The sequence below is a fragment of the Clostridioides sp. ES-S-0108-01 genome (genome assembly GCF_020662285.1).
Taxonomy (GTDB): Bacteria; Bacillota; Clostridia; order Peptostreptococcales; family Peptostreptococcaceae; genus Clostridioides.
The window spans coordinates 26680-47943 of record NZ_JADGMN010000027.1 but is presented as its reverse complement, the minus strand read 5'-3'; the positions used below and the strand labels follow the sequence as shown (position 1 = coordinate 47943).

The following is a 21264-nucleotide window of genomic DNA, read 5'->3' as shown; positions in this document are numbered from 1 at the left end:
GCAAAAATGGAAAAAATATCAAAATAAGGCTATGATTTTTAAAGCCATAGCCTTACCAATAAATGTTTAATTATCACTTAAAAATAAATTTTTATTTAAAGAATACACATAAATATTTCCAGACTCATATTATTTTATGATTTTAAATTTAGATGGAATTTTAACTTCTGCCTTATCTTTTATTTTAGAAGCTTGTTCCTTAACTTTATTTAATAATTCAGCTTCATCTACAACTAATACTTTTCTTTCCTTCATTAACCATTTACCGTCACAAATAGTAGAGTCTACGTTTTCACTAGTCATAGAATAAACTATATTTCCAATTGGATTGTGCATTGGTAAACAATGAATTGTATCTGGATTTAGAATAATCATATCAGCTTTTTTTCCTACTTCAAGACTACCAATTTCTTTTTCTAATAAAGCACATTTTGCTCCATTTATAGTAGCCATTTCCAATACTTCTTCAGCTGGGACGACTGTTGGGTTTAAAGTTCTACCTTTATGTATTAATGAAGTCAAATACATGTCTCTCATAAGGTCCATTCTGTTATTTGAAGGTGCTCCATCAGTACCAATTGAAACAGGTATTTCTTTTTCTAACATTTCAGGAATTGATGCAAAACCTAGAACCACCTTCATAGCTGAACCAGGGTCATGAGAGACTTTTACATCATGTAATCTAAATAAATCAATTTCTTTATGAGTAAGCCAAACTGTGTGAGCAGCTAAAAGATTTGGTCCTAGCACACCTAATCTATCAAGATATTCAACTGTTCCAACTCCATTGTTTTGTTTTACAAATGAAATTTCATCGGCTATTTCGGCGATATGCATATGTATACCTGTATTGTACTTGTCAGCTAACTGTTTAGTCCTAACAAGTAATTCTTCAGTTGTATTAAAAATAGTTCTTAATGCAAACCATATTTTAATTCTCTCATTAGATGTGTTATTAAATTTATGGAATAAGTCTAATTGAGTATTGATTTCCTCATCAGTAGTTTTTTGCCATGCCTCAGGAAGACCATCTCCTGTATCCATAACTGATTTAGCTAAACATGCTCTAAGCCCAGTTTTGTCAACAGCTTCAACCATAGCATCTACATATTGACCACCAGATTCTAAAAATGTAGTGACACCAGATTTTATTAATTCAATACAACATGCAGTAGATGAAATCAATGAATCCTCATAATTGAAGCTACTTTCATATGGCCAGATTCTTTCTCTAAGCCAAGTTAAAAGTACAACATCATCTGCAAGACCACGTCCTAATTGTTGAGATAAGTGAACATGTGTATTGACTAGTCCTGGCATTAGTATTTTTCCTTTAGCATCGTATATCTCAGCATCTTTATCTGCAATATTAATATCAAATTTGCCAACTTTTTTTATAATGTTATTTTCAATAAGTATATTTCCATTTTCATACACCTCTCTATCTGCATTCATAGTAATTAGATATGCATTTTTTATAAGTAATTGTGACATGAATACAACTCCTTTTCTATGTATTTTTATATCTATATATTATGATAATAGATTTTCTATACAAAGTTAATAGCAAAATCAATTTATATATAATTTGATTTTGCTATTTATAAATTTAAAATAAATAAGATTTTATTCTATAGAATTTAAAATATTAACTTAGAACTAAGTTTATAACTGCAAGTAAACCTATAACCCAAAGTGTAATACTGATTTTATCAGTTTCTTTAGCTACAACATGCATTATTATATATGAAATAAATCCAAAGCATAAACCAATACTTATACTATAAGTTAAAGGCATCAACAAAACTGTAACAAAAGCAGGTACTGCTATTTTACTATCGGCAAAGTCAATTTGTTTTATGCTTTCAAACATGAATACACCAACCATAACAAGTGCAGGTGACGCAGCATAAGTAGGAACTATGCCAAGTAATGGTGTAAATATAAGTGTAGCTAAGAATAATGCTGCTGTTACTATTGAAGCAAGTCCAGTTCTTGCACCTGCTGCGATACCAGAAGCAGATTCTCCAAATGTTGTAACTGTACTAGTTCCTAAGAATGAACCTATTAAAGTAGAAGAAACGTCTGCATATAACATTTTTCCTAAATCTTTTATTTCGCCATTTTCATCCTCAAGACCCATTTGTTTACAGCAAGTAATAAGAAATGCTAATGAATCAAACATGTCTATAAACATGAAAGAGAATATAGGTCCAATTAATGAGAATTTCAATGCACCTACAATATCTAATTTAAAAGCAATTGGTGCTATACTAGGTGGTGCTGAAATTATAGCTGTTGGTAAATCTACAAATCCAAATATAATAGATAGTATTGTTGCAACTACTATACTTATTAATATTCCGCCTTTAACTTTTTTGTATTCCAGTATTGCCATTAAGATAAGAGCAAAAAGAGATATTAAAACTGTCGGTGTAAAATCTGCAAGTGAAACTATAGTATCTGGATTTGCTATTATAACACCCATATTTTTTAAACCAACAAAAGCAAGGAAAAGTCCTATACCTGCCGAAGATGCTACTGCTAGTTCTCTAGGAATTGCGTCTGCAATTGTCTTTCGAAGACCTGTTACTGCGAGTGTAAAGAATACACATCCAGATAAAAATACTACTCCAAGACCTGTTTGCCATGAGATTCCTGCCCCTATAACCAAAGAGTATGTGAAAAATGCATTTAATCCCATACCAGGTGCTAGAGCAAATGGTGCATTTCCTAAAAGTGCAAATATGAGTGTACCAATAGCTGTAGCTAGTATAGTAACTGTTATAAGTGCGGCTTTATCCATTCCAGCCTCGGATAATATTGCTGGATTTACAAAAACTATGTATGCCATTGTTAAGAATGTAGTAACTCCACCTATCACCTCTGTTTTAAGGTTAGAGCCACGTTCGCTAAATTTAAACATTTTGTCTAAAAAGCTTAATGATGAATTATTTCCATCTGGTTGTACGTTTTTAGTATTTGGTACCATTTTTACCTCCAAAAAACTTTAAGATATAAACAAAAAATATATATTCATACAGATAGAATAGAATATATATTCAAAGTTGACATTCTATTCATAGAAAACCCATTTAAGGTAGGCTTGTAGAAACTATTAGACCATATTACTAATATTATATGAATATTTTCTATTTGTTTTTCTGTTGTATTATATCGTAATATTGTATTATTTACAATAAATATAATAAAATTATTCGTTTTTTTGTCAATTTTATAAAAATTTAAGGATATTTACTATCAGAAATTATTATTTTCAATAATAAAATGTGTATGTGTATAGTGTCCATTATGCTTATAATATTTTATACTATTAATGGAAGTTTACTATAAATAAGTTTGTGATATAATTATAAAAGTATTGAATACACGGATGTTTCGTAAAAACTTTTTAATATATCAAATATACATATATTAAGTTAATATATTAAAAAAAATAATATCAAAAATAATATAATTTATAGTGGAGGGGAAAATGACTAAAATTATTAAAGTACAAAAACCTAAATTTACAGGAGAATTAGAAACTATTGAAAATATTGAGGATATGATTGAAGATATATTTAATGATGAAAAAATATTTAATAAAATTATAGAAAATAAAGTTATAAGTGATTTAGATTCTGTAAGAGTTAGCTTTGAATCTTGTATATTTAGAAATGTATCTTTTGAGAATTGCAATTTAAAAAAGATTGATTTACTGGATGTGGTATTTGAAAACTGTAATTTATCAAATACATTTTTTGATGGAGGAAGTGTATATAGAGTTGAATTTAAAAATAGTAAATTGATAGGAGTTAGATTCGATGATTGTATACTTAAAAGCGTTTTGTTCAAGGATGTTTTAGGCAAGTATTCTAACTTTTCGTTCTCTAAATTTAAGATAGTTTCTATTTTAGATTCAAATTTTGAAAGTTCTGTATTCCAAGAAGTAAAAAGCGACAATTTAGTATTAGAATATACAAACTTAAAAAAATCAAACTTTAATGGAACTAAACTTTCTGGTGTAGATTTTACTACTAATAATATTGAAGGATTTGAGGTTGGGATAAATGATATTAGAGGAGCAATTTTTGATGTGTCACAAGCAATTGATTTAACGAAATTGATGGGAATTATTATAAAATGAAAAAAAATTCACAAAATATATTGGGAAAACGTTAACAATGTATGAATTTTTACTAGATTGACATTTTTCTGAAAATAAAGTAAGATTATCTTAATATTCAAAATATTTTCAAAGGGGGTAATTTAGTGTGAGTAAGCAGATGAGAGATATTTTTATAGTTGGTTTTGCTTTATTTTCTATGTTTTTTGGTGCAGGAAATCTTATGTTCCCTCCATTTCTAGGAATGGAATCCGGTAAAGACTGGTTAATTCCTCTTGTTGGCTTTGTTGTTGCGGATGCTGGTATAACAATGCTTGTTATTATAGCAACTGCACGATGTAAGGGAAGCATGGATGATGTACTTAGGAGAGCTGGTAAAGGCTTAGCGAGAGTAATGAGTGTAGCTGCTCTAGCATGTTTAGCACTTCTTGTTATACCAAGAACTTGTGCAACAACATATGAAATGGGTATTATACCTATATTTGGAGACCATGGTACAGTAGCTAAAGCAGTATTTTCAGTAATATTTTTTGGATTAACTTTAGCATTTACTATTAGGTCTTCTAAGGTTATAGACATAATAGGTAAATATTTGACTCCAGCGTTATTATTAGTATTATTTGTTTTAATAGTAAAAGGTATAATTTCTCCAGCAGGACCTATGAGTCCAGAGCATATGATAGATAAAAATCTATTTGGTGAAGGTATAGCACAAGGTTATCAGACAATGGATGCCCTAGGTGCAGCATCTATGGCTACAATAATGCTAATGTCTATAATAGGTAAAGGATATACATCAGATAAAGACCAAATAGGTATGACTATTAAAGCTGGTTTTGTAGCTTGTGTATTTTTAGCAATAGTATATGGTGGTCTTGCTTATCTAGGAGCAACAGTTTCAACTATATATGATACTAGTATACCTCAAGCATCTTTATTAGTTGAGATAACCAGTATATTATTGTATGGTCAGACTGGAAAGATAATTTTAGGTATAATTGTAGCACTTGCTTGTTTGACTACTTCTACAGGGCTAACAGCATCGATTTCAAATTATTTTGAAGGAATAAGTAAAGCAACTTATAAACAACTAGTTATAGGTATATGTGTAGCTAGTATGGTTATATCAAATTTAGGTGTTGATTCTATAATCGCGATATCAGTTCCAATCTTACAAACTATATATCCTGTTTTATTAGCAATAGTTACCATGGAGTTGGCTGGCAAGAGTATAAAAAATGACAACGCATTTAAAGGTGCAGCATATGTTACGTTAGTGGTTAGCGTATTATCAGCTGTAAATGGAATGACAGGAAATATTCCATTTATGCAAATCTTACCATTTGCGGGTTTGGGCTTTAACTGGGTAGTACCAGCTATATTGGGTGGAATAGTTGGTAACTTTATAAAAAGCAATAAACAAATAGCATAATAATTTGTAATTAATTTAATTTTATAATATATAATTTTTTAGTACTATGGCTAGGTTTAATTAAAACCTACCCATAGTACTTTTTAGATTGGATTAGAATAATATGCATATAATTTTTTATAATATAATTTTTCTTTGAAGTATGATAAAATTAGTAATAGTGATAAGAAAGTACAAATTTAGGAGGTTTTAACTAATGCTTAGAAAAATAATAGCATTTATGCTATCCATATGTTTAATCATTGGACTTACAGGCTGTAGTTTGCTTGCAGGTAAGAAAGATAAAAAGAAAATTATAGATGACTTTAAAGTTGCGGTAGTAACTCAACCATTATCTGAAAATAAAGTACAATACAATATGGTAGAAGATATGGTAAAAGAATATGAGGAAGCTAATGAAATTGATAAAGAAAAAGATGGTGAATCTAAAGTTAAACAAACTATAAAACATGTTGTATTACCATCAAATTTTACTTCTAATATAGATAGTTCTATAAATAAGATAGTAAAGTTGGCTGATGATGAAGAAATTCAGGCGATTGTAGTATCAACTGACCAAGCAGGGCTTTTGCCTGCTTTACAAAAGGTAAAGGAAAAGCGCCCAGAAATAATAACTATTTCTGCACCTATGGGAGATGACAAAAACCAATTAAGCCAATATGTTGATGTAAACTTAGGAATTGATACAGAAGAAAGAGGAAAGGTATTAGCTGAACGTTCAAAAGAAATGGGAGCAAAAGCTTTTATTCATTATGTTTCTACGGATGACTTGAAAGATGCTAATATAGCTAAAAGACTAGAAAAGATTAAGGATACTTGTAAAAATATAGGGTTGCAATTTGTACAAGTTAATACACCAAATATAAACACTGAAGAAGATAAAAACAAAGTCAAGCAGTTTTTAAATGAAGATATTGAAAAACAAGTTAAAAAATATGGAAAAGATATAAATGTATTTGGTGTAAATGAGTATATGGATGAAGTTATATTGACTAAGGCTTTAGAATTAAAGTATATAGTTGCAGAGCAAAGTAATCCATCACCAATACAAACGTATCCTAGTGTTATGGGCTTAAAAATATCTAAAAAAGATTCTCAAAATTATGATAAAATAAACGATATGATAAGTGAAAAGGCTAAGGCTTTTGGTATGTCAAATAGGCTTGGAGGATATCCTATGCCAACGGATGCTTTTATACAATCACTAGCAATTTATCTTGCTACTGAAATGGTAAAGCAAGACTTAACGCAAGAAGATGTATGTGACCCAGACTATTTAGAGGCATTTGCAGAATTAAAATTTGGAATTGGTTCAGAATTTACACCTTTAACAGACGTACTTTATAATTATCAGTCAATAATCTTAAATCAATTAATTTATTAATATTAAAAGCTATGAAATTAGTAATAAAATGCTAATTTCATAGCTTTTTCTGATAGAAGTAAGTTTTATTCTTTTCTAAAAAAATTTATAAAAAATTTATAGAAAAATAAAACCTTATAATTATAGATATAAAATTTGATAAAGTAAAGATGAATTACTATAGATTTAAATTATATTATTTTCTATTATTTTTATGCTTTTTTCAGTTATAGATGAACCCTTTCTTCCTTTACCAGAAATTAAGTATCCATTGAGTGTTAAATATTCTAGCATATTTCTTACTTCATATTCTGTAACATTATATTCCATAAATTTCATTAGCTTTGTTCTTCCCATTGGTTTCATGTACAATGATTTTAGGATAGAAATACATATGTTTTTGTCATATTGACTTAAATCATTGAATATAGATACATCATTTGACAGATGATTATTATTTAATTTTGAAGCTATATTTTGTGGCAAATCATTTATTGTAAGATAATTAGAGCCCATGTAAGCCATATATTCAATACAATTTCTTAGTTCTCTAATATTACCCATCCAAGTGTATGAATTTAGAGCTTCTAAAAGACTTTTATCGAGTTTGATGTTTTTATAGGGAAGTTCTTTTAAAAATGATTCTAAAAGAAGAGGTATATCTTCTAATCTGTTTCTAAGAGGAGGTAAATCTAAAGTGAACATACTTATTCTATAAAATAAATCCATCCTAAATTTATTTTCTATAATTAATTTTTCTAAATCTTTATTTGTGGCAGCTAATATTCTCACATCAATTGGAATGATACTTGTACCACCAATCTTTCTGATTTCTTTTTCTTGTAAGACTCTTAAAAGTTTAACCTGTAAATTATGTGGCATGTCTCCTATCTCATCTAAAAATATAGTGCCAGTGTGAGCTAATTCAAATAATCCTTTTTTTCCTCCTTTTTTTGCCCCAGTAAAAGAACCATCTTCATATCCAAATAGTTCACTTTCAAGTAATTCACTTGGTAATGAAGCACAATTTATTGCTACAAAAGGTTTATTTTTTCTATTTGAATGATTGTGTATTGATTGAGTAAAAGCTTCTTTACCCGTCCCTGTTTCACCTGTTATTAATACAGGATTATCTGTGAGAGCCATTTTTTTTGCTTTTTTAATACAATCTTTTATAATAGCACTGTTTCCAATGATATTATTAAATTTATATTTAGCTATATAACCTCTTTTAACAGAATCACTTCTTATTTTCTGTTCCAATATTTCTATATTGTTCACATCCTTTAATGTAATTAAGCAACCCTCTATATTTTTATAAAGATAAAATGGTTTTTTAGAAAGTATGAATTTTTTATCTATTTCATCTATGTATATAATCATATTATCTATATTTAAATTCTTTGTAATTTTATCTAAGAAACTCTTTGGCAGATATTCCATTAAGGAGGGAGATTTTATAAGTTTTTTATCTAGTTCCAACATACTAAGCAAAGATTTATTTACAAAAGTAACTTTGTTAAAGGTATTAAAAAATATTAGACCGTCACCTATTTCATCAATAGTCATGTAAAGTATAGTTTTTAATTTAGATATATTATCTAATGACGTATTCAAGAAGTCATGACTTAGTGTCTCTTTGGATAATTTGTATAATTTTTCTATGAATTTCTCGTTTTTTAGCTTTAGTACTACTAATAGTGACATATATGTATCCAATGAAATTTTTCTCCATCCTAAATCAACAATATTTTTTATGTATTTTGGTATAAATCTAATCTGACCTGGTGTTATGGCTGTATCTAAATCATATATTTCGTCACAATCTGGATATGTTGGTACAAAATCTATATGATTTATTCCAATTTTATATAGATAAGTAGCCATCTCAAATGCTGAAGTTTTATTGGTGGTCATAAGCAATGATTTTGTACCTGGAGGTAATTGCATCATTTTTTCATAGCCAAGTTTTGAAAGTGCTTTAGCTCCATGAATAATTTCAATGTCTTCTTTAAAATGCTTTATTAAAAAATTACTAGTTAAAGGTGATAGAGAAAGAACTACATCTCCCTCTAAATTTTCTTTTATACCATCAAGTATATTTTGTGTTTCTATGATTATTTCATCTCCAAAAAAGCTTATCAACTCTTCTTTGTAGTGGTCACTGTTTAATTTATCATATGTTATAAGAATTAATTTTTTTTTGTCCATTTTGTTTCTCCCCGAAAAGTAGTATTTATTTTTCTTTAAAGTATAAGATAAGTTATATTATACAACAAATAATAGAATAAATTTAGAGATTTGATTAAATAATAGGTTTTTTTAGGCTTTTATCCTATAAAAACCTATTTATAAGTGTATTTTGAAAGATAAGTAAGGTGATTTTCTGTATTGTGAGGTTTATATTGGTAAGTAACAAAAAAAATAATCTACTTATAAATTTAAGAAGTTAGTAATTATAAGTTATTTGGTTATTGGCATAAATTTACAGTAAAAATATAAATAAAAAACCCTTATCATTAAAGTATTGGCACAAGTTTTGCTTATTGAATAAATGTACTAATAAATTTTATTCAAATAGGAGGGAGAATTTACATGAGCAAATTGGAATCAACAACAGAAAAAGTAGAGGTAAAATGGTATGGGTACGTGGCATTAATATTGGGTGCATTATTTTTTTCAGGAATATTTAAAGATGCACCAGGTCCATTAAAAGTATTGGACTTTAACAATGTATTGGGTTCTTTTGGAACGCTAGGAACCGTTAATGATGGTGTAGGTACATTGGCTGCAAACTTTAGAGGAGATGGAGGTACTGGTCCTAGAGATGGGTGGTTATATGCATTGACACTAATACCATCAGTTATGTTTGCACTTGGAGTAGTTAGAGTTATAGACCATCTAGATGGAATGAAGGCAGCTCAAAAACTTCTTAGTCCACTATTAAAACCATTATTAGGATTACCTGGATTTGCAGGGCTAACTTTAATAGCTAGTCTGCAATCTACAGATGCAGCTGCATCTATGACCAAAGAACTTAAGGATGATGGATATATAGATGAAAAACAAAAGGCTGTATTTTGTGCATTTCAATTTTCAGGTGCATCTGCAATAACAAATTTCTTTGCTTCTGGAGCAGCATTATTTCCATTTATAGGAGATGTACCAATATTTATACCACTTGCTTTAATATTAATTATGAAATTTGTTGGGGCAAACTTGCTTAGATTATATTTAAATAAATTTGACAAGGGGGAAGCTTAATATGAGTGAGGTAGCAAAAAAAGAAGTAAAAGTTAAAAAAGGAAATGTGATAGACGCATTTATTGGAGGCGCTAGAAATGGATTTCAAATAAGTACAAATTCAATGGCTCCAAATGTTATCTTTGGTTTTGCTATAATTTCTGTATTCAATTTAACAGGTCTTTTAGATTTAATAGGTACAATATTTACACCTGTAATGAGCATATTTGGTCTTCCAGGTGTTGCAGCAACTGCTATAATGACAATATTTATATCAATGGGAGGAGCATCTGGAGTAATAGCAGGTTTGTTTACAGCAGGTCAGATAAACCAAGCACATGTTGCAATTCTCTTACCAATGTTATTGCTTTCAGGAGCTCAGATACAATTTATGGGTAGACTTTTAGGAACAGCTGAATTAAAGACAAAATACTATCCACACATGTTTGTAATAGCAACCTTAAATGGATGTATTGCAATGCTTATAATGAATTATTTCGTAGTATAGGTAATTATAATAAAAATTTAAGATAAATTTAAGGTTTAAAATTTTAAGGAGGAATTATATTATGGAAACTACCAAAGATTATATTGAGTATGTACATAAAGTGTATGACTATCTACACACTATACCAGAAAAGGGATTTGAAGAATACAAGACATCAGACTTTATTTTAAAAGAGCTTGAAAAAATGGGGTTTGAAAATATTAATAAAGGTATTGCAGGAACTGGTATTATTGTAACCATAGACTCTAAAAAAGAAGGACCAGTATTTGCTATAAGAGCAGATATGGATGCGTTGGAATTTATAATAGATGGAGAAAAGAAAATGATACATGCTTGTGGTCATGATGGTCATACTTCTATGCTTTTAACAGCTGCAAAGTTAATAAAAGAAAGAAATCTGGTAAAGAGAGGAAAACTAAAAATACTTTTTCAACCAGGCGAAGAAAAATTATATGGAGCATTAAGAGTAATTGATTCTGGTTTGTTAGATGATGTAGAAGAAATGGTGGGCATGCATTTAAGACCTGGGCAAGATTGTAGGTTGGGAAAGGCTATACCTGCAATGTATCATTGTGCTAGTTGTATAATGGAATTTACGATTAAAGGTATTACTTGTCATGGTTCTAAACCACATTTGGGAGTAAATGCAGTAGATGCTGTTTGCTTAGCTGTAAATGCAATAAATGCTATAAGAGTAAATCCAGCTGTACCAAACTCTATAAAAGTAACAAATGTATCGGTTAAAGGAGAAACTTATAATAATATACCAGATGAAGCATTTATGGCTTTAGATATAAGGGCAGAAAGTAATGATATAATAGAGGAATTAAAAGAAAAAGCTATACATGCTGTAAAAACTGCTGCAAGTTCTATAAATGCAGAGGCTGTATTACTTTCAAAGGATGGAGTACCGGCAGCCGAATTTGATGAAGAGCTTGTAAACTTAGCTGAAGAAACTATAAAAGATGTATTGGGAACTGATGCATCAATAGGTATATTTAAAAATTCTGGAGGAGAAGATTTCCACTATTATACACAAAACCTAAAGTGTAAAACTACATATATTGGATTGGGAGCTGATGCTACACCAGGATTCCATAATCCAAATGTAACATTTGATACAAAAGCTTTAGAATATGGTGTAGATATATGGTGTAGATTGGTTGAAAAGAGATTAGGATAATATCCAAACTAATAATTCTCTATTTAAAATTATATAAATTATAGAAAAAGATTGCTTATGTTAATTGAAAAACAATTAATATGAGCAATTTTATTTTGATATAGTGAAATTGTTTTTGCAATGTTGAAAAAAATTATGTTAATAAAAATAATTATATTTTAAACCTATTGGTCAAAAAAGTGTTATTATTATAATATGTATAATTGTAAAAATATGCTAAATTTCATCTAGTAATAGACTTAATAATTATATAATTTGTATTTTTAGGAGGGGTAAAATGAGTAAATATAATTTTGACAGAGTAATAGATAGGGTAGGAACAGATTGTATAAAATGGGATTTTAGAACTAATTGTTCACCAAAAGCGCAAAAAGATGGTTTACCTTTTTGGATTGCAGATATGGATTTTGAATGTGCAGAACCAATAATAGAAGCATTATATAAAAAAGTTGACCACAAAATATTTGGATATAGTTCTAATGATAGTGAGGAATACTTCAATGCAGTTTGTGGATGGTATAAAAGGAGATTTAACTGGGAAATAAATAGAGAAGATATTATTTTTAGTCCAGGTGTTGTACCAGCTATTGCTATTTTAGTAAGAATATTAACTGATTCTAATGAAGGTGTGATAGTTCAAAAGCCAGTGTATTACCCATTTGAAGCTAAGATAAAAAGCAATAATAGGGAAGTTATAAACAATCCTCTAGTATATGAGAATGGGACTTATAGAATGGATTATGATGATTTAGAAGAAAAAGCTAAGTGTAGTAAAGTACTTATACTTTGTAGCCCTCATAACCCTGTGGGAAGAGTTTGGAGAGAAGATGAATTAAAAAGGGTTGTAGAAATATGTAAAAAATACAATCTGTGGATAATAGCTGATGAGATACATTCTGATTTAATTAGAAAAGGATTTAAACATACTCCTTTACAATCATTATGTCCAGAGTACAAAGATAAAATAGTTACATGTATAGCTCCAAGTAAAACGTTTAATCTGGCTGGAATGCAATTGTCTAACATAATAGTAAATAATGATGAATTAAAAAAGAAATATCAAGAAGAGGTTACAGCTGTTGGAGTTGCAACTTCACCAAATCCTTTTGCTATTGTAGCCACAATAGCAGCATATAATGAAAGTGAAGATTGGCTTAATGAATTGAATGAATATTTAGATAGTAATATAAAATTTATTGATGAATACTTAAAAGAAAATTTACCAAAAGTAAAACTTATTTATCCAGAAGGAACGTATCTAGCATGGTTAGATTTTACTGCTTATGGATTGAATGAAGTAGAACTTGAAGATTTAATGTTTAAAAAAGCTAATGTATTATTTGACGAAGGTTATATATTTGGAAAAGAAGGAATAGGATTTGAAAGAATAAATGTAGCATGTCCACAGTCTCTATTAAAAGAATGTATGGATAGATTAAAGACTACATTTGAAAATTTATAAAGTATAGGTAAAAAGTTATAAGGTGTGTAAAAATAACAAAATAATAAACTTGACAAATTTTAACTAATCACTTATCATACTATTATGAACAAATAGAACACACAAGAGAGCTAAATTTTACTGAATTAAACTCTTAAAGACGTTGAAAGGAAGAGTAGTTATAGAATGTAATTAAAGCGAGTTGGTGATGGTGTGAGACCAATATGAAGTCTATAGTGAAGAACATCCTGGAGTTGCTAACCGAAATTTTAAAAGAGTAGGCTTAGTCGGAACCAAACCGTTATCATATTGGGATGTATCGAGTAATATCTGTACATTATGAGCTGGGTTTGGATTTATTTCAAGCTAATCAGGGTGGTACCGCGGAAAAGCAACCTTTCGTCCCTTTTATATAGGGATGAAGGGTTTTTTTAATGGAAAAATATATAAATTAGGGAGTGAATAATATGAGCACAATAATACCGAAGGATTATAAAAGTAGTTTGAATGTAATTGATACACAAATAGCTATAAAAAAATTAAAAGATTTTTTTGAAATGAGACTAAGCAATGAATTAAATCTTATAAGAGTTTCTTCACCGTTATTTGTACTACCTGAGACAGGTACAAATGATAATTTAAATGGAGAAAAGGCTGTAAGTTTTGATATACCATTTATGAATAAAAATGCAGAGATTGTTCAATCACTTGCAAAATGGAAACGATTAGCTCTTAAAAAATACGGTTTTGAAGTTGGTAGTGGTTTATATACAGATATGAACGCAATAAGAAAAAATGAAGAATTGGATAACATACATTCTCTTTATGTAGACCAGTGGGATTGGGAATTGGTTATAGATAAAAGTAGCAGAAATGAAAAGACTTTAAAAGATGTTGTAAAAAGATTGTATGGAGTGTTTAAAGATACTGAAATATTTGTATGTAGTATGTATGAAGGTATAAAAGAAATATTACCAGAAGAAATAACTTTTATAACATCACAAGAATTAGAAGATATGTATCCAGAATTATCTCCAAAGGAAAGAGAAGATAAAATTGTAAAAGACAAGAAGGCAGTATTTATAACTCAAATAGGAAAGACATTAATATCAGGAGAAAAACATGATGGAAGAAGCCCTGATTATGATGATTGGGAACTGAATGGAGATATATTATTTTATAACCCTATTTTAGATTCAGCATTAGAATTATCTTCAATGGGAATTAGAGTTGACGAAGAATCTCTTGATAGACAATTAAAACTTGCTGGATGTGAAGATAGAAAAGAATTTGACTATCATAAGATGCTTTTAGATGGTGAGCTTCCATATACAATTGGTGGAGGAATTGGTCAGTCAAGAATATGTATGTATTTCTTACAAAAAGCTCATATAGGAGAAGTACAAGTTGGAGTATGGCCACAGGATATGATTAAAAATTGTAGTAGTGCAGGAATTGAGTTACTATAATTTATGAGTTACTATAATTTAAATGTAAACTAATTGATAAAATTTATATCTAATATATTCATCAAATTAATTATATCGGTTATAATGTAGAATAACCTATAATTATAAGAGGTGATAAATATGGATTTTCTAAAAAGAGTTATTAATATAATTTTAGATGTTCTTAAAAAAATTTTGGTGAGATTTAAAGATGCTAAATTTGGTTTGGTTTTTGTATTTGATTTACTTAAACTACCGGATTTTATGACAGATAAAAGAATCAATATAGTTGATAAAATAAAAGTAGTTTCTGTATTAATTTTTACTATATCCTACTTTGTATCTGGAGTTGATATAATTCCTGAGATGATTGCAGGGGCATTTGGTTTTATAGATGACGCTATAGTATTAATTTGGAGTATAGGTATCGTGAATGAAGAAATTAATAAGTATAGAGTTATTGCAAAACAGGATAAACATTCAAATATAATTGAAAATGTAGACTTTTCTATAAAAGATGAAGAAGAATAACAATTTATATCTGTTATTCTTTTTTTTATTAACAAAAAATGGTTAAGTTGTTGACGGAGAGGTAAAACTCTATTATCATAATAAGTGGATATCCAATATTTAACTAAGTACTCAATGTACAAGGATACTTAATTTAAAAAAGTTATGGAGGGTAAATATTATGAAGAAAAAACTAGGTTTAGTGCCCAAACTAATCATCGGTATCATAGTCGGTATTTTAATCGGAAGTTATGCACCAGAAATAATTGTACAAATATTAGTAACAGTTAGTACTTTATTCTCAGCATTCCTAAAATTTGTTATACCATTTATAATTATAGGTTTTGTAACAGCAGGTATAGCTGATTTAGCAACAGGTGCAGGAAAGCTATTGGGAATAACTACAGCAATAGCATATGGTTCTACTCTAATAGCGGGATTATTGTCATTTGTAGTATCTACATTAGTCTTCCCAAATTTTATTGATGCAAGTGTTGCAAGTCAAATTGGAGACCCAGAGGCAGGAATGTTAGCTCCAATATTCACAATTCCATTAGAGCCTATGGTAGATGTAACAGCAGCAATAGTGTTTGCATTTGTAATGGGACTTGGAATATCAGCTTTAAGAAATCACGGAAAAGGAGAGACTTTATTTAATTTCTTCCAAGAATTCCAAGATATCGTAACGAAAACGTTGTCAACAGTAATTATACCTTTATTACCTTTATATATAGCAGGAACTTTTGCAAATATAACTATAGCAGGACAAGTATGGACAATATTAGGGGTATTCTGGAAAGTATATTTAGTAGTAATCCCTTTACATTTTGTATACATGGCATGTCAATTTACAGCAGCAGGAATGTTTTCAGGAAAAAATCCAGTAAAAATGTTAAAAAATCAAGTGCCTGGATATTTAACAGCGATAGGTACTCAATCTTCAGCAGCAACTATACCAGTTAATGTTGGTTGTGCAGAAAAAAACGGAGTAAGTAAGCAAATAAGAGAGTTTGTTGTACCTCTTTGTGCAACAATACACTTATCAGGTAGTATGATATCAATAACAGGATTTACAACAGCTGTTTTGATGATGAATGGTATGCCACATGGCGTAGATGTATTATTCCCTTATATTGCAATGTTAGGTATAGCAATGGTTGCAGCACCAGGAGCCCCAGGTGGAGCTATAATGAGTGCACTTCCTTTCTTACCAATGGTTGGAATACCATCAGATGGTGGTCTTGCAAGTTTAATGATAGCTTTATACTTAACTCAAGACAGTTTTGGTACAGCATGTAATGTATCAGGAGATAATGCAATAGCAGCAGTAGTAGATAAAATAAATGATGGAATGAGTAAAAAAGGAAATATAGAAAATCAAAGTGTTTAGTTTGTAAATAATGAAAAAGGAGGCTGTCTCAAAATAGATAAGCCTCTTTTTCATTGTTGAAATGATGAAAATATATTTGATTTAATATAAAAAATTATAAAATAAAGTAATTTTTTATTTAAAAATTGCCTTAAGAGATGATATTAGTAATTTATTTTCATTAGGTTTTAATATACATACTCTAAAGAAATACTCATCTAGACCTTCAAATGAATAACAATCTCTTATTATTATTTTTTGCGGAATTAGTTTCTCGCGAAGAGATTTAGCAGTCAATTCCCTTGTCTTAATTTTACACAGTATGAAGTTACCCTTAGTATCATATACATCTAAGCTTTTTATATTTTTAAGTTCTTTAAGTAAGTAATCTCTTTCAGTGTTCATTAAAGAAATAGTACTTGATATAAAGCTTAAATCACTAAACATGATTTCTCCCATTTTAGAAGCTATTATGTTTATATTCCATAAATCTAGATTTTTATTTATTTCATTTTTAACATTAGTATCAGATATAAGACCATATCCAAGCCTTATGCCAGGTGTTGAAAAAAACTTTGATGTACCCCTTATAACGAATAAATTAGAATAATCATCAACTACTTGAGTACAAGAGTATATATCTGTATCAGTAAACTCTACATAAGTCTCATCAATCATCAAAAATGAGTCTGTGTTTTTTAAAATTTCTATTACTTCTACTTTAGTAAATGCAAATCCAGTTGGATTATTAGGATTACAAATTACTACCAAATCATAATCTTTAGCGTTTATAGTCTTTATAAGATTTTCCAAATTTATATGAAAATTATCTTCTTCTTTGGCAAAGTATTTATCTATAGAACAATTAATTTTGGATAGCTCTTTTTCATACTCTGAATAAGCAGGAGAGAGTAAAAGAGCATGTTTAGGATTAATTGTATGTATAAATGATGAAATTAGTTCTGTAGCTCCACTACCAAGTACTATATTATCTATAGAACATTTGCAGTAACTGGATATAGAAGTTTTTAAGTCTATGTAATCAGGGTCAGGATACATAGATACTATATCCATATTGTTTACAATGTATCGTTTGGCTAAATTTGATGTACCAAAAGGATTTATATTTGAGCTAAAATCCATAAATTCTTCTTTTGAAAAGCCATATTTACTAGATAAACTATATAGATTAGCTCCATGGTTTGTGCTCATAAAAGTACCTCCAAAAATAAAATTATATAATTGATAAAAATAGCTGATTAATATGTGTACATATAGATTATAATACAAAGGAATATTTATTCCAAATTTTTAATGGAAAAAGCAAGAAAGTATGGATAAGCTGTTAATTTAGATTTAAAAATCCTGAAAAAGATTTTAATTGATATTTTGGTATGCTATAATATATAAGTTAATAGAAGGAAAGCGGGAGGATACAAAATGTACAAAGTTACAGGAAAAATGTTGACAGAAAAACAAATAAAAGAAAAAGTTTATGAATTAGGAAAAGAAATAGAAGAAGACTTTAAAGGTGAAGATTTACTAGTGGTAGGTATACTTAAAGGAGCTAGTGTATTTGTTTCAGATTTAATAAGATGTATAGATTTGGATGTAAATATAGATTTTATGAGTGTTACAAGTTATGGAAACTCAACAGAGTCTTCTGGAACAGTTAAAATATTAAAAGATTTGGATGTAGATATTGAAGGAAAGAATGTGTTGATTGTAGAGGATATAATAGATTCTGGTTTAACATTAAGTAATCTAGTTGCAGCTTTAAAAACTAGAAATCCAAAATCTTTAAAACTATGTACTCTACTTGACAAACCTCAAAGAAGAAAGGCTAATATACCTGTAGACTATGTTGGATTTGTTATAGAAGATAAGTTTATTGTTGGTTATGGAATAGATTATGCTGAGAAGTATAGAAATTTACCTTACATAGGTATAGTTGAGGATGTAGAATAGACTTAAATGTGAATCAAAAGCACTAATCTCTAAGGGAGTTAGTGCTTTTTGGTTAAGTGTATAAAATTTTAGTAAAGGAGATACTGTATGGATATTCAATTAAGTATATTATTATTTTTCCAAAATTTTAGAAATCCAATTTTAAACTTTATATTTCTTTTATTCACGATAAGTACAGAAGCACCATTATTAATATTAATTACAACAATCATATACTGGTGTATAAATAAAAAATATGGACAGAAAATACTGTTTGCTATAATTGGAAATTTTGTTGTAAATTTAGGTATCAAAGAGTTTGTAAAAGCCCCCAGACCAATAGGAATAAAGGGTATTGAGTCACTTCGAGTTTCTACGGCTGGAGGTTATTCTTTTCCAAGTGCTCATACTCAAACTGCAACCACGTTTTGGGTTAGTATTATGACTATATTTAAAAGGAGATATATCCATTTAATAGGTGTAGTAATGGTTTTAGGAGTAGGATTGTCTAGGCTATACTTAGCTGTTCATTGGCCAATAGATGTGATAACTGGTTGGATATTAGGTATATTTTTTACAGTAATATTTGTAAAAATATTTGACTATATTGATGATAATAAAAATTATATTTTACTTGTAGCTTTACTTGTACCATTTGTAATAGTAGCTATATTTCTAAATAGCCCAGAATATTTTGAAAAGTTTGGTATTATAGTAGGGTTTGTGTTTGGATATATAGTTGAGGATAGATTTGTTAAATTTAACACAGATAATAATAACAAAAAAATTAACTTTAGTAGTAAAAGCAAGAAGAGTAAAAATATAATTTTTTCAAGAATATGTAGGTTTTTGATTGGGATAGTAACAATAGGAATGTTATATATTGGCATTAAGTTGTTTATTTCAATGCTAATAGTCACTTTAAATATAAGTGACTCTAGTATTAGTATAATTTTTATGAATTTTATTAAGAATACAGTGGTTGTTTTTTATGGAGTAGCAGGAGCTCCTGCACTGTTTAAACTTTTGAAATTAAATTGATTTGAGTTATATGGTAAATGGTTTAAATTAAAAATATTAAGGGTAGAAAAGAGTGATTATTTGAAGAAGGTAGTAGTAATAGGTGGTGGACCAGCAGGAATGATAGCTGCATCAACTGCATGTGAAAGAGGCTGTGATGTAATATTAGTTGAGAAAAACCATAAATTAGGAAAAAAACTTGCAATAACAGGGAAAGGTAGATGTAATATCACTAATACTTGTGATATAGAGGAATTAATAGAAAATGTTCCTACAAATGGAAAATTTTTGTATAGCGCTTTTTATACTTTTACAAATGATGATGTAATAAGTATGTTTAATAATCTTGGGGTAAAAACTAAAACAGAAAGAGGGAAAAGAGTTTTTCCAGAAAGTGATAAAGCATTTGATGTTGTAAAGGCTCTTGAAAAACAACTCAAAATTAAAAAAGTAAATATATTATTAAATTCGAAAGTAGAAAAAATAATATCTAAAAATAATAAAATTGAGAAAGTAATTTTAAACAATAAGAAAGAAATTAAGTGTGATTCAGTTATAGTAGCAACTGGTGGATTAAGTTACCCACTTACTGGTTCTACTGGTGATGGATATAAATTTGCAATTTCACAGGGACACACAATTGTAGATACAAAACCATCTTTAGTTGGTATAGAAGTACAAGAAAGTTTTACAAAAGATTTAGAAAAATTATCATTGAGAAATGTTGAGATAAGAGTGTTTAATAGCAAAAAAAAGAAAGTTTATAGTGATTTTGGAGAACTTGAATTTACTAAATTCGGTTTAGATGGACCTATAATCAAGTCTGCAAGTTGTAGAATGAAAGATACGAGTAAAGAAAATTACACTATATTGTTGGATTTAAAACCTGCATTAGATGAAGAAAAATTGGATAAAAGAGTTCAAAAAGATTTTCAGAAGTATACAAATAAAAAATTTGAAAAATCATTGGATGACTTACTTCCAAAAAAACTGATACCTGTAATAATAAACTTAAGTGAAATTAATCCAGATACAGTTGTTCATCAAATTTCTAGAGAACAGAGAAAAAACTTAGTCCATTTATTAAAAAATTTAAAGTTTACAGTAAAGAGATATAGACCTATTGATGAAGCTATAATAACTTCTGGTGGTGTAAAAGTAAATGAAATAAACTCAAGTACTATGGAATCAAAATTAGTAGAAGGTTTATTTTTTGCTGGAGAAGTAATAGATATAGATGCATATACAGGAGGTTTCAATTTGCAAATAGCTTTTTCTACTGGACATTTGGCAGGTTTTAATTGCTAAAAATTACCTGAATTAAAAATGTTTAAAATCACATAATATTATCAGCAACACAAAATAAATTAAACAGAAGGAAGGTAATCAACATGGCAAGTAACAATAACAACAACAGAACAGTAGTACCAGGAGCAAAAGAAGCTTTAAACCAAATGAAATTAGAAATAGCTAATGAACTTGGTATGACTAATTATCAACAAGTTGATAAAGGAAACCTTACTGCAAGAGAAAATGGTTATGTAGGTGGATACATGACTAAAAAATTAGTTGAAATGGCTGAACAACAAATGGCTGGAAAAAGCAACAGATAGTTAATAAATAATTATTTGTAACTATTGGCTATTAGTTTAGCTAGAGCTATCTCAAATA

General features: G+C 28.8%; 18 protein-coding genes, 1 riboswitch and 1 other annotated feature. Of the genes, 14 read left to right on the top strand and 4 right to left on the bottom strand.

The genetic code is table 11. The features are described from left to right. Nucleotides 1–129: 129 nt before the first annotated feature. Together IR152_RS17560 and IR152_RS17555 are read right to left on the bottom strand one after the other, a co-directional pair. The gene (locus IR152_RS17560; RefSeq protein ID WP_227453184.1) at nt 130–1494 is read right to left on the bottom strand and encodes an amidohydrolase; all 1365 of its coding nucleotides are present in this window, start codon (nt 1492–1494) and stop codon (nt 130–132) included. A gap of 154 nt (nt 1495–1648) precedes the next feature. Further along, nucleotides 1649–2992 (bottom strand): NCS2 family permease, encoded by a 1344-nt coding sequence (locus IR152_RS17555; protein WP_227453183.1) that lies wholly within the window; start codon nt 2990–2992, stop codon nt 1649–1651. A gap of 71 nt (nt 2993–3063) precedes the next feature. Then, nucleotides 3064–3165, bottom strand: a riboswitch (purine riboswitch). A 331-nt stretch (nt 3166–3496) separates the two neighbouring features. Between IR152_RS17555 and IR152_RS17550 the strand changes: the two genes are divergently transcribed. The 3 genes from IR152_RS17550 (at nt 3497) to IR152_RS17540 (ending at nt 6945) form a co-directional block, all read left to right on the top strand. Then, nucleotides 3497–4150 (top strand): pentapeptide repeat-containing protein, encoded by a 654-nt coding sequence (locus IR152_RS17550; RefSeq protein ID WP_227453182.1) that lies wholly within the window; start codon nt 3497–3499, stop codon nt 4148–4150. A 139-nt stretch (nt 4151–4289) separates the two neighbouring features. Then, a complete protein-coding gene (gene brnQ, locus IR152_RS17545; protein ID WP_227453185.1) occupies nt 4290–5561 on the top strand; it encodes a branched-chain amino acid transport system II carrier protein in 1272 nt (423 codons plus the stop codon). Between the two features lie 196 nt (nt 5562–5757). After that, complete coding sequence (locus tag IR152_RS17540) at nt 5758–6945, top strand: DUF3798 domain-containing protein (protein ID WP_227453181.1); 1188 nt, start codon at nt 5758–5760, stop codon at nt 6943–6945. Nucleotides 6946–7110: 165 nt separating this feature from the next. On the opposite strand, the gene IR152_RS17535 is transcribed toward IR152_RS17540, so the two are convergent. Then, nucleotides 7111–9135 carry a sigma-54 interaction domain-containing protein gene (locus IR152_RS17535; RefSeq protein ID WP_227453180.1) on the bottom strand — a complete coding sequence of 675 codons (2025 nt, stop codon included), beginning with the start codon at nt 9133–9135 and terminating at the stop codon, nt 7111–7113. 384 nt (nt 9136–9519) lie between these two features. Here IR152_RS17535 and IR152_RS17530 point away from each other — a divergent pair, with 384 nt between their 5' ends. From IR152_RS17530 to IR152_RS17500, 7 genes are all read left to right on the top strand, one after another. Next, nucleotides 9520–10188, top strand: coding sequence for a nucleoside recognition domain-containing protein (locus IR152_RS17530; protein ID WP_074141603.1), 669 nt, complete (start codon nt 9520–9522; stop codon nt 10186–10188). A 1-nt stretch (nt 10189) separates the two neighbouring features. Continuing rightward, a complete protein-coding gene (locus tag IR152_RS17525) occupies nt 10190–10675 on the top strand; it encodes a YjiG family protein (RefSeq protein ID WP_227453179.1) in 486 nt (161 codons plus the stop codon). Nucleotides 10676–10736: 61 nt separating this feature from the next. Beyond that, entirely contained in the window at nt 10737–11858 is a 1122-nt protein-coding gene (locus IR152_RS17520) for a M20 peptidase aminoacylase family protein (RefSeq protein ID WP_227453178.1), read from the top strand. Nucleotides 11859–12135: 277 nt separating this feature from the next. Further along, entirely contained in the window at nt 12136–13320 is a 1185-nt protein-coding gene (locus IR152_RS17515; protein WP_227453177.1) for a MalY/PatB family protein, read from the top strand. A gap of 133 nt (nt 13321–13453) precedes the next feature. Then, nucleotides 13454–13709 (top strand) — a binding site (T-box leader). A 57-nt stretch (nt 13710–13766) separates the two neighbouring features. Further along, nucleotides 13767–14768: an aspartate--ammonia ligase gene (gene asnA / locus IR152_RS17510; RefSeq protein ID WP_227453176.1), complete on the top strand. Its 1002-nt coding sequence runs from the start codon at nt 13767–13769 to the stop codon at nt 14766–14768. A 120-nt stretch (nt 14769–14888) separates the two neighbouring features. After that, on the top strand, nt 14889–15278 hold the full coding sequence (locus IR152_RS17505; RefSeq protein ID WP_227453175.1) for a YkvA family protein: 390 nt from the start codon (nt 14889–14891) through the stop codon (nt 15276–15278). 160 nt (nt 15279–15438) lie between these two features. Next, the gene (locus IR152_RS17500) at nt 15439–16647 is read left to right on the top strand and encodes a dicarboxylate/amino acid:cation symporter (RefSeq protein ID WP_227453174.1); all 1209 of its coding nucleotides are present in this window, start codon (nt 15439–15441) and stop codon (nt 16645–16647) included. Between the two features lie 114 nt (nt 16648–16761). Here the strand turns inward: IR152_RS17500 and IR152_RS17495 are convergent, their stop codons facing one another. Beyond that, entirely contained in the window at nt 16762–17838 is a 1077-nt protein-coding gene (locus IR152_RS17495) for a pyridoxal phosphate-dependent aminotransferase (protein WP_227453173.1), read from the bottom strand. A gap of 228 nt (nt 17839–18066) precedes the next feature. Here IR152_RS17495 and hpt point away from each other — a divergent pair, with 228 nt between their 5' ends. The 4 genes from hpt to IR152_RS17475 all read left to right on the top strand — a co-directional run bounded on the left by hpt (nt 18067) and on the right by IR152_RS17475 (nt 21206). Beyond that, on the top strand, nt 18067–18594 hold the full coding sequence (hpt, locus tag IR152_RS17490) for a hypoxanthine phosphoribosyltransferase (RefSeq protein WP_227453172.1): 528 nt from the start codon (nt 18067–18069) through the stop codon (nt 18592–18594). Between the two features lie 87 nt (nt 18595–18681). Beyond that, nucleotides 18682–19614, top strand: a complete 933-nt coding sequence (locus IR152_RS17485; protein ID WP_227453171.1) for a phosphatase PAP2 family protein — start codon at nt 18682–18684, stop codon at nt 19612–19614. Between the two features lie 60 nt (nt 19615–19674). Further along, the gene (locus IR152_RS17480; RefSeq protein ID WP_227453170.1) at nt 19675–20901 is read left to right on the top strand and encodes an NAD(P)/FAD-dependent oxidoreductase; all 1227 of its coding nucleotides are present in this window, start codon (nt 19675–19677) and stop codon (nt 20899–20901) included. Between the two features lie 83 nt (nt 20902–20984). Further along, a complete protein-coding gene (locus IR152_RS17475) occupies nt 20985–21206 on the top strand; it encodes an alpha/beta-type small acid-soluble spore protein (RefSeq protein ID WP_227453169.1) in 222 nt (73 codons plus the stop codon). The last annotated feature ends 58 nt before the right edge of the window (nt 21207–21264 follow it).

Excerpts from the sequence above, each read along its gene's own strand:
- IR152_RS17560 (WP_227453184.1), bottom strand. The coding sequence starts at position 1,494 with ATGTCACAATTACTTATAAAAAATGCATATCTAATTACTATGAATGCA.
- IR152_RS17555 (WP_227453183.1), bottom strand. The coding sequence starts at position 2,992 with ATGGTACCAAATACTAAAAACGTACAACCAGATGGAAATAATTCATCA.
- IR152_RS17550 (WP_227453182.1), top strand. The coding sequence starts at position 3,497 with ATGACTAAAATTATTAAAGTACAAAAACCTAAATTTACAGGAGAATTA.
- brnQ (WP_227453185.1), top strand. The coding sequence starts at position 4,290 with ATGAGAGATATTTTTATAGTTGGTTTTGCTTTATTTTCTATGTTTTTT.
- IR152_RS17540 (WP_227453181.1), top strand. The coding sequence starts at position 5,758 with ATGCTTAGAAAAATAATAGCATTTATGCTATCCATATGTTTAATCATT.
- IR152_RS17535 (WP_227453180.1), bottom strand. The coding sequence starts at position 9,135 with ATGGACAAAAAAAAATTAATTCTTATAACATATGATAAATTAAACAGT.
- IR152_RS17530 (WP_074141603.1), top strand. The coding sequence starts at position 9,520 with ATGAGCAAATTGGAATCAACAACAGAAAAAGTAGAGGTAAAATGGTAT.
- IR152_RS17525 (WP_227453179.1), top strand. The coding sequence starts at position 10,190 with ATGAGTGAGGTAGCAAAAAAAGAAGTAAAAGTTAAAAAAGGAAATGTG.
- IR152_RS17520 (WP_227453178.1), top strand. The coding sequence starts at position 10,737 with ATGGAAACTACCAAAGATTATATTGAGTATGTACATAAAGTGTATGAC.
- IR152_RS17515 (WP_227453177.1), top strand. The coding sequence starts at position 12,136 with ATGAGTAAATATAATTTTGACAGAGTAATAGATAGGGTAGGAACAGAT.
- asnA (WP_227453176.1), top strand. The coding sequence starts at position 13,767 with ATGAGCACAATAATACCGAAGGATTATAAAAGTAGTTTGAATGTAATT.
- IR152_RS17505 (WP_227453175.1), top strand. The coding sequence starts at position 14,889 with ATGGATTTTCTAAAAAGAGTTATTAATATAATTTTAGATGTTCTTAAA.
- IR152_RS17500 (WP_227453174.1), top strand. The coding sequence starts at position 15,439 with ATGAAGAAAAAACTAGGTTTAGTGCCCAAACTAATCATCGGTATCATA.
- IR152_RS17495 (WP_227453173.1), bottom strand. The coding sequence starts at position 17,838 with ATGAGCACAAACCATGGAGCTAATCTATATAGTTTATCTAGTAAATAT.
- hpt (WP_227453172.1), top strand. The coding sequence starts at position 18,067 with ATGTACAAAGTTACAGGAAAAATGTTGACAGAAAAACAAATAAAAGAA.
- IR152_RS17485 (WP_227453171.1), top strand. The coding sequence starts at position 18,682 with ATGGATATTCAATTAAGTATATTATTATTTTTCCAAAATTTTAGAAAT.
- IR152_RS17475 (WP_227453169.1), top strand. The coding sequence starts at position 20,985 with ATGGCAAGTAACAATAACAACAACAGAACAGTAGTACCAGGAGCAAAA.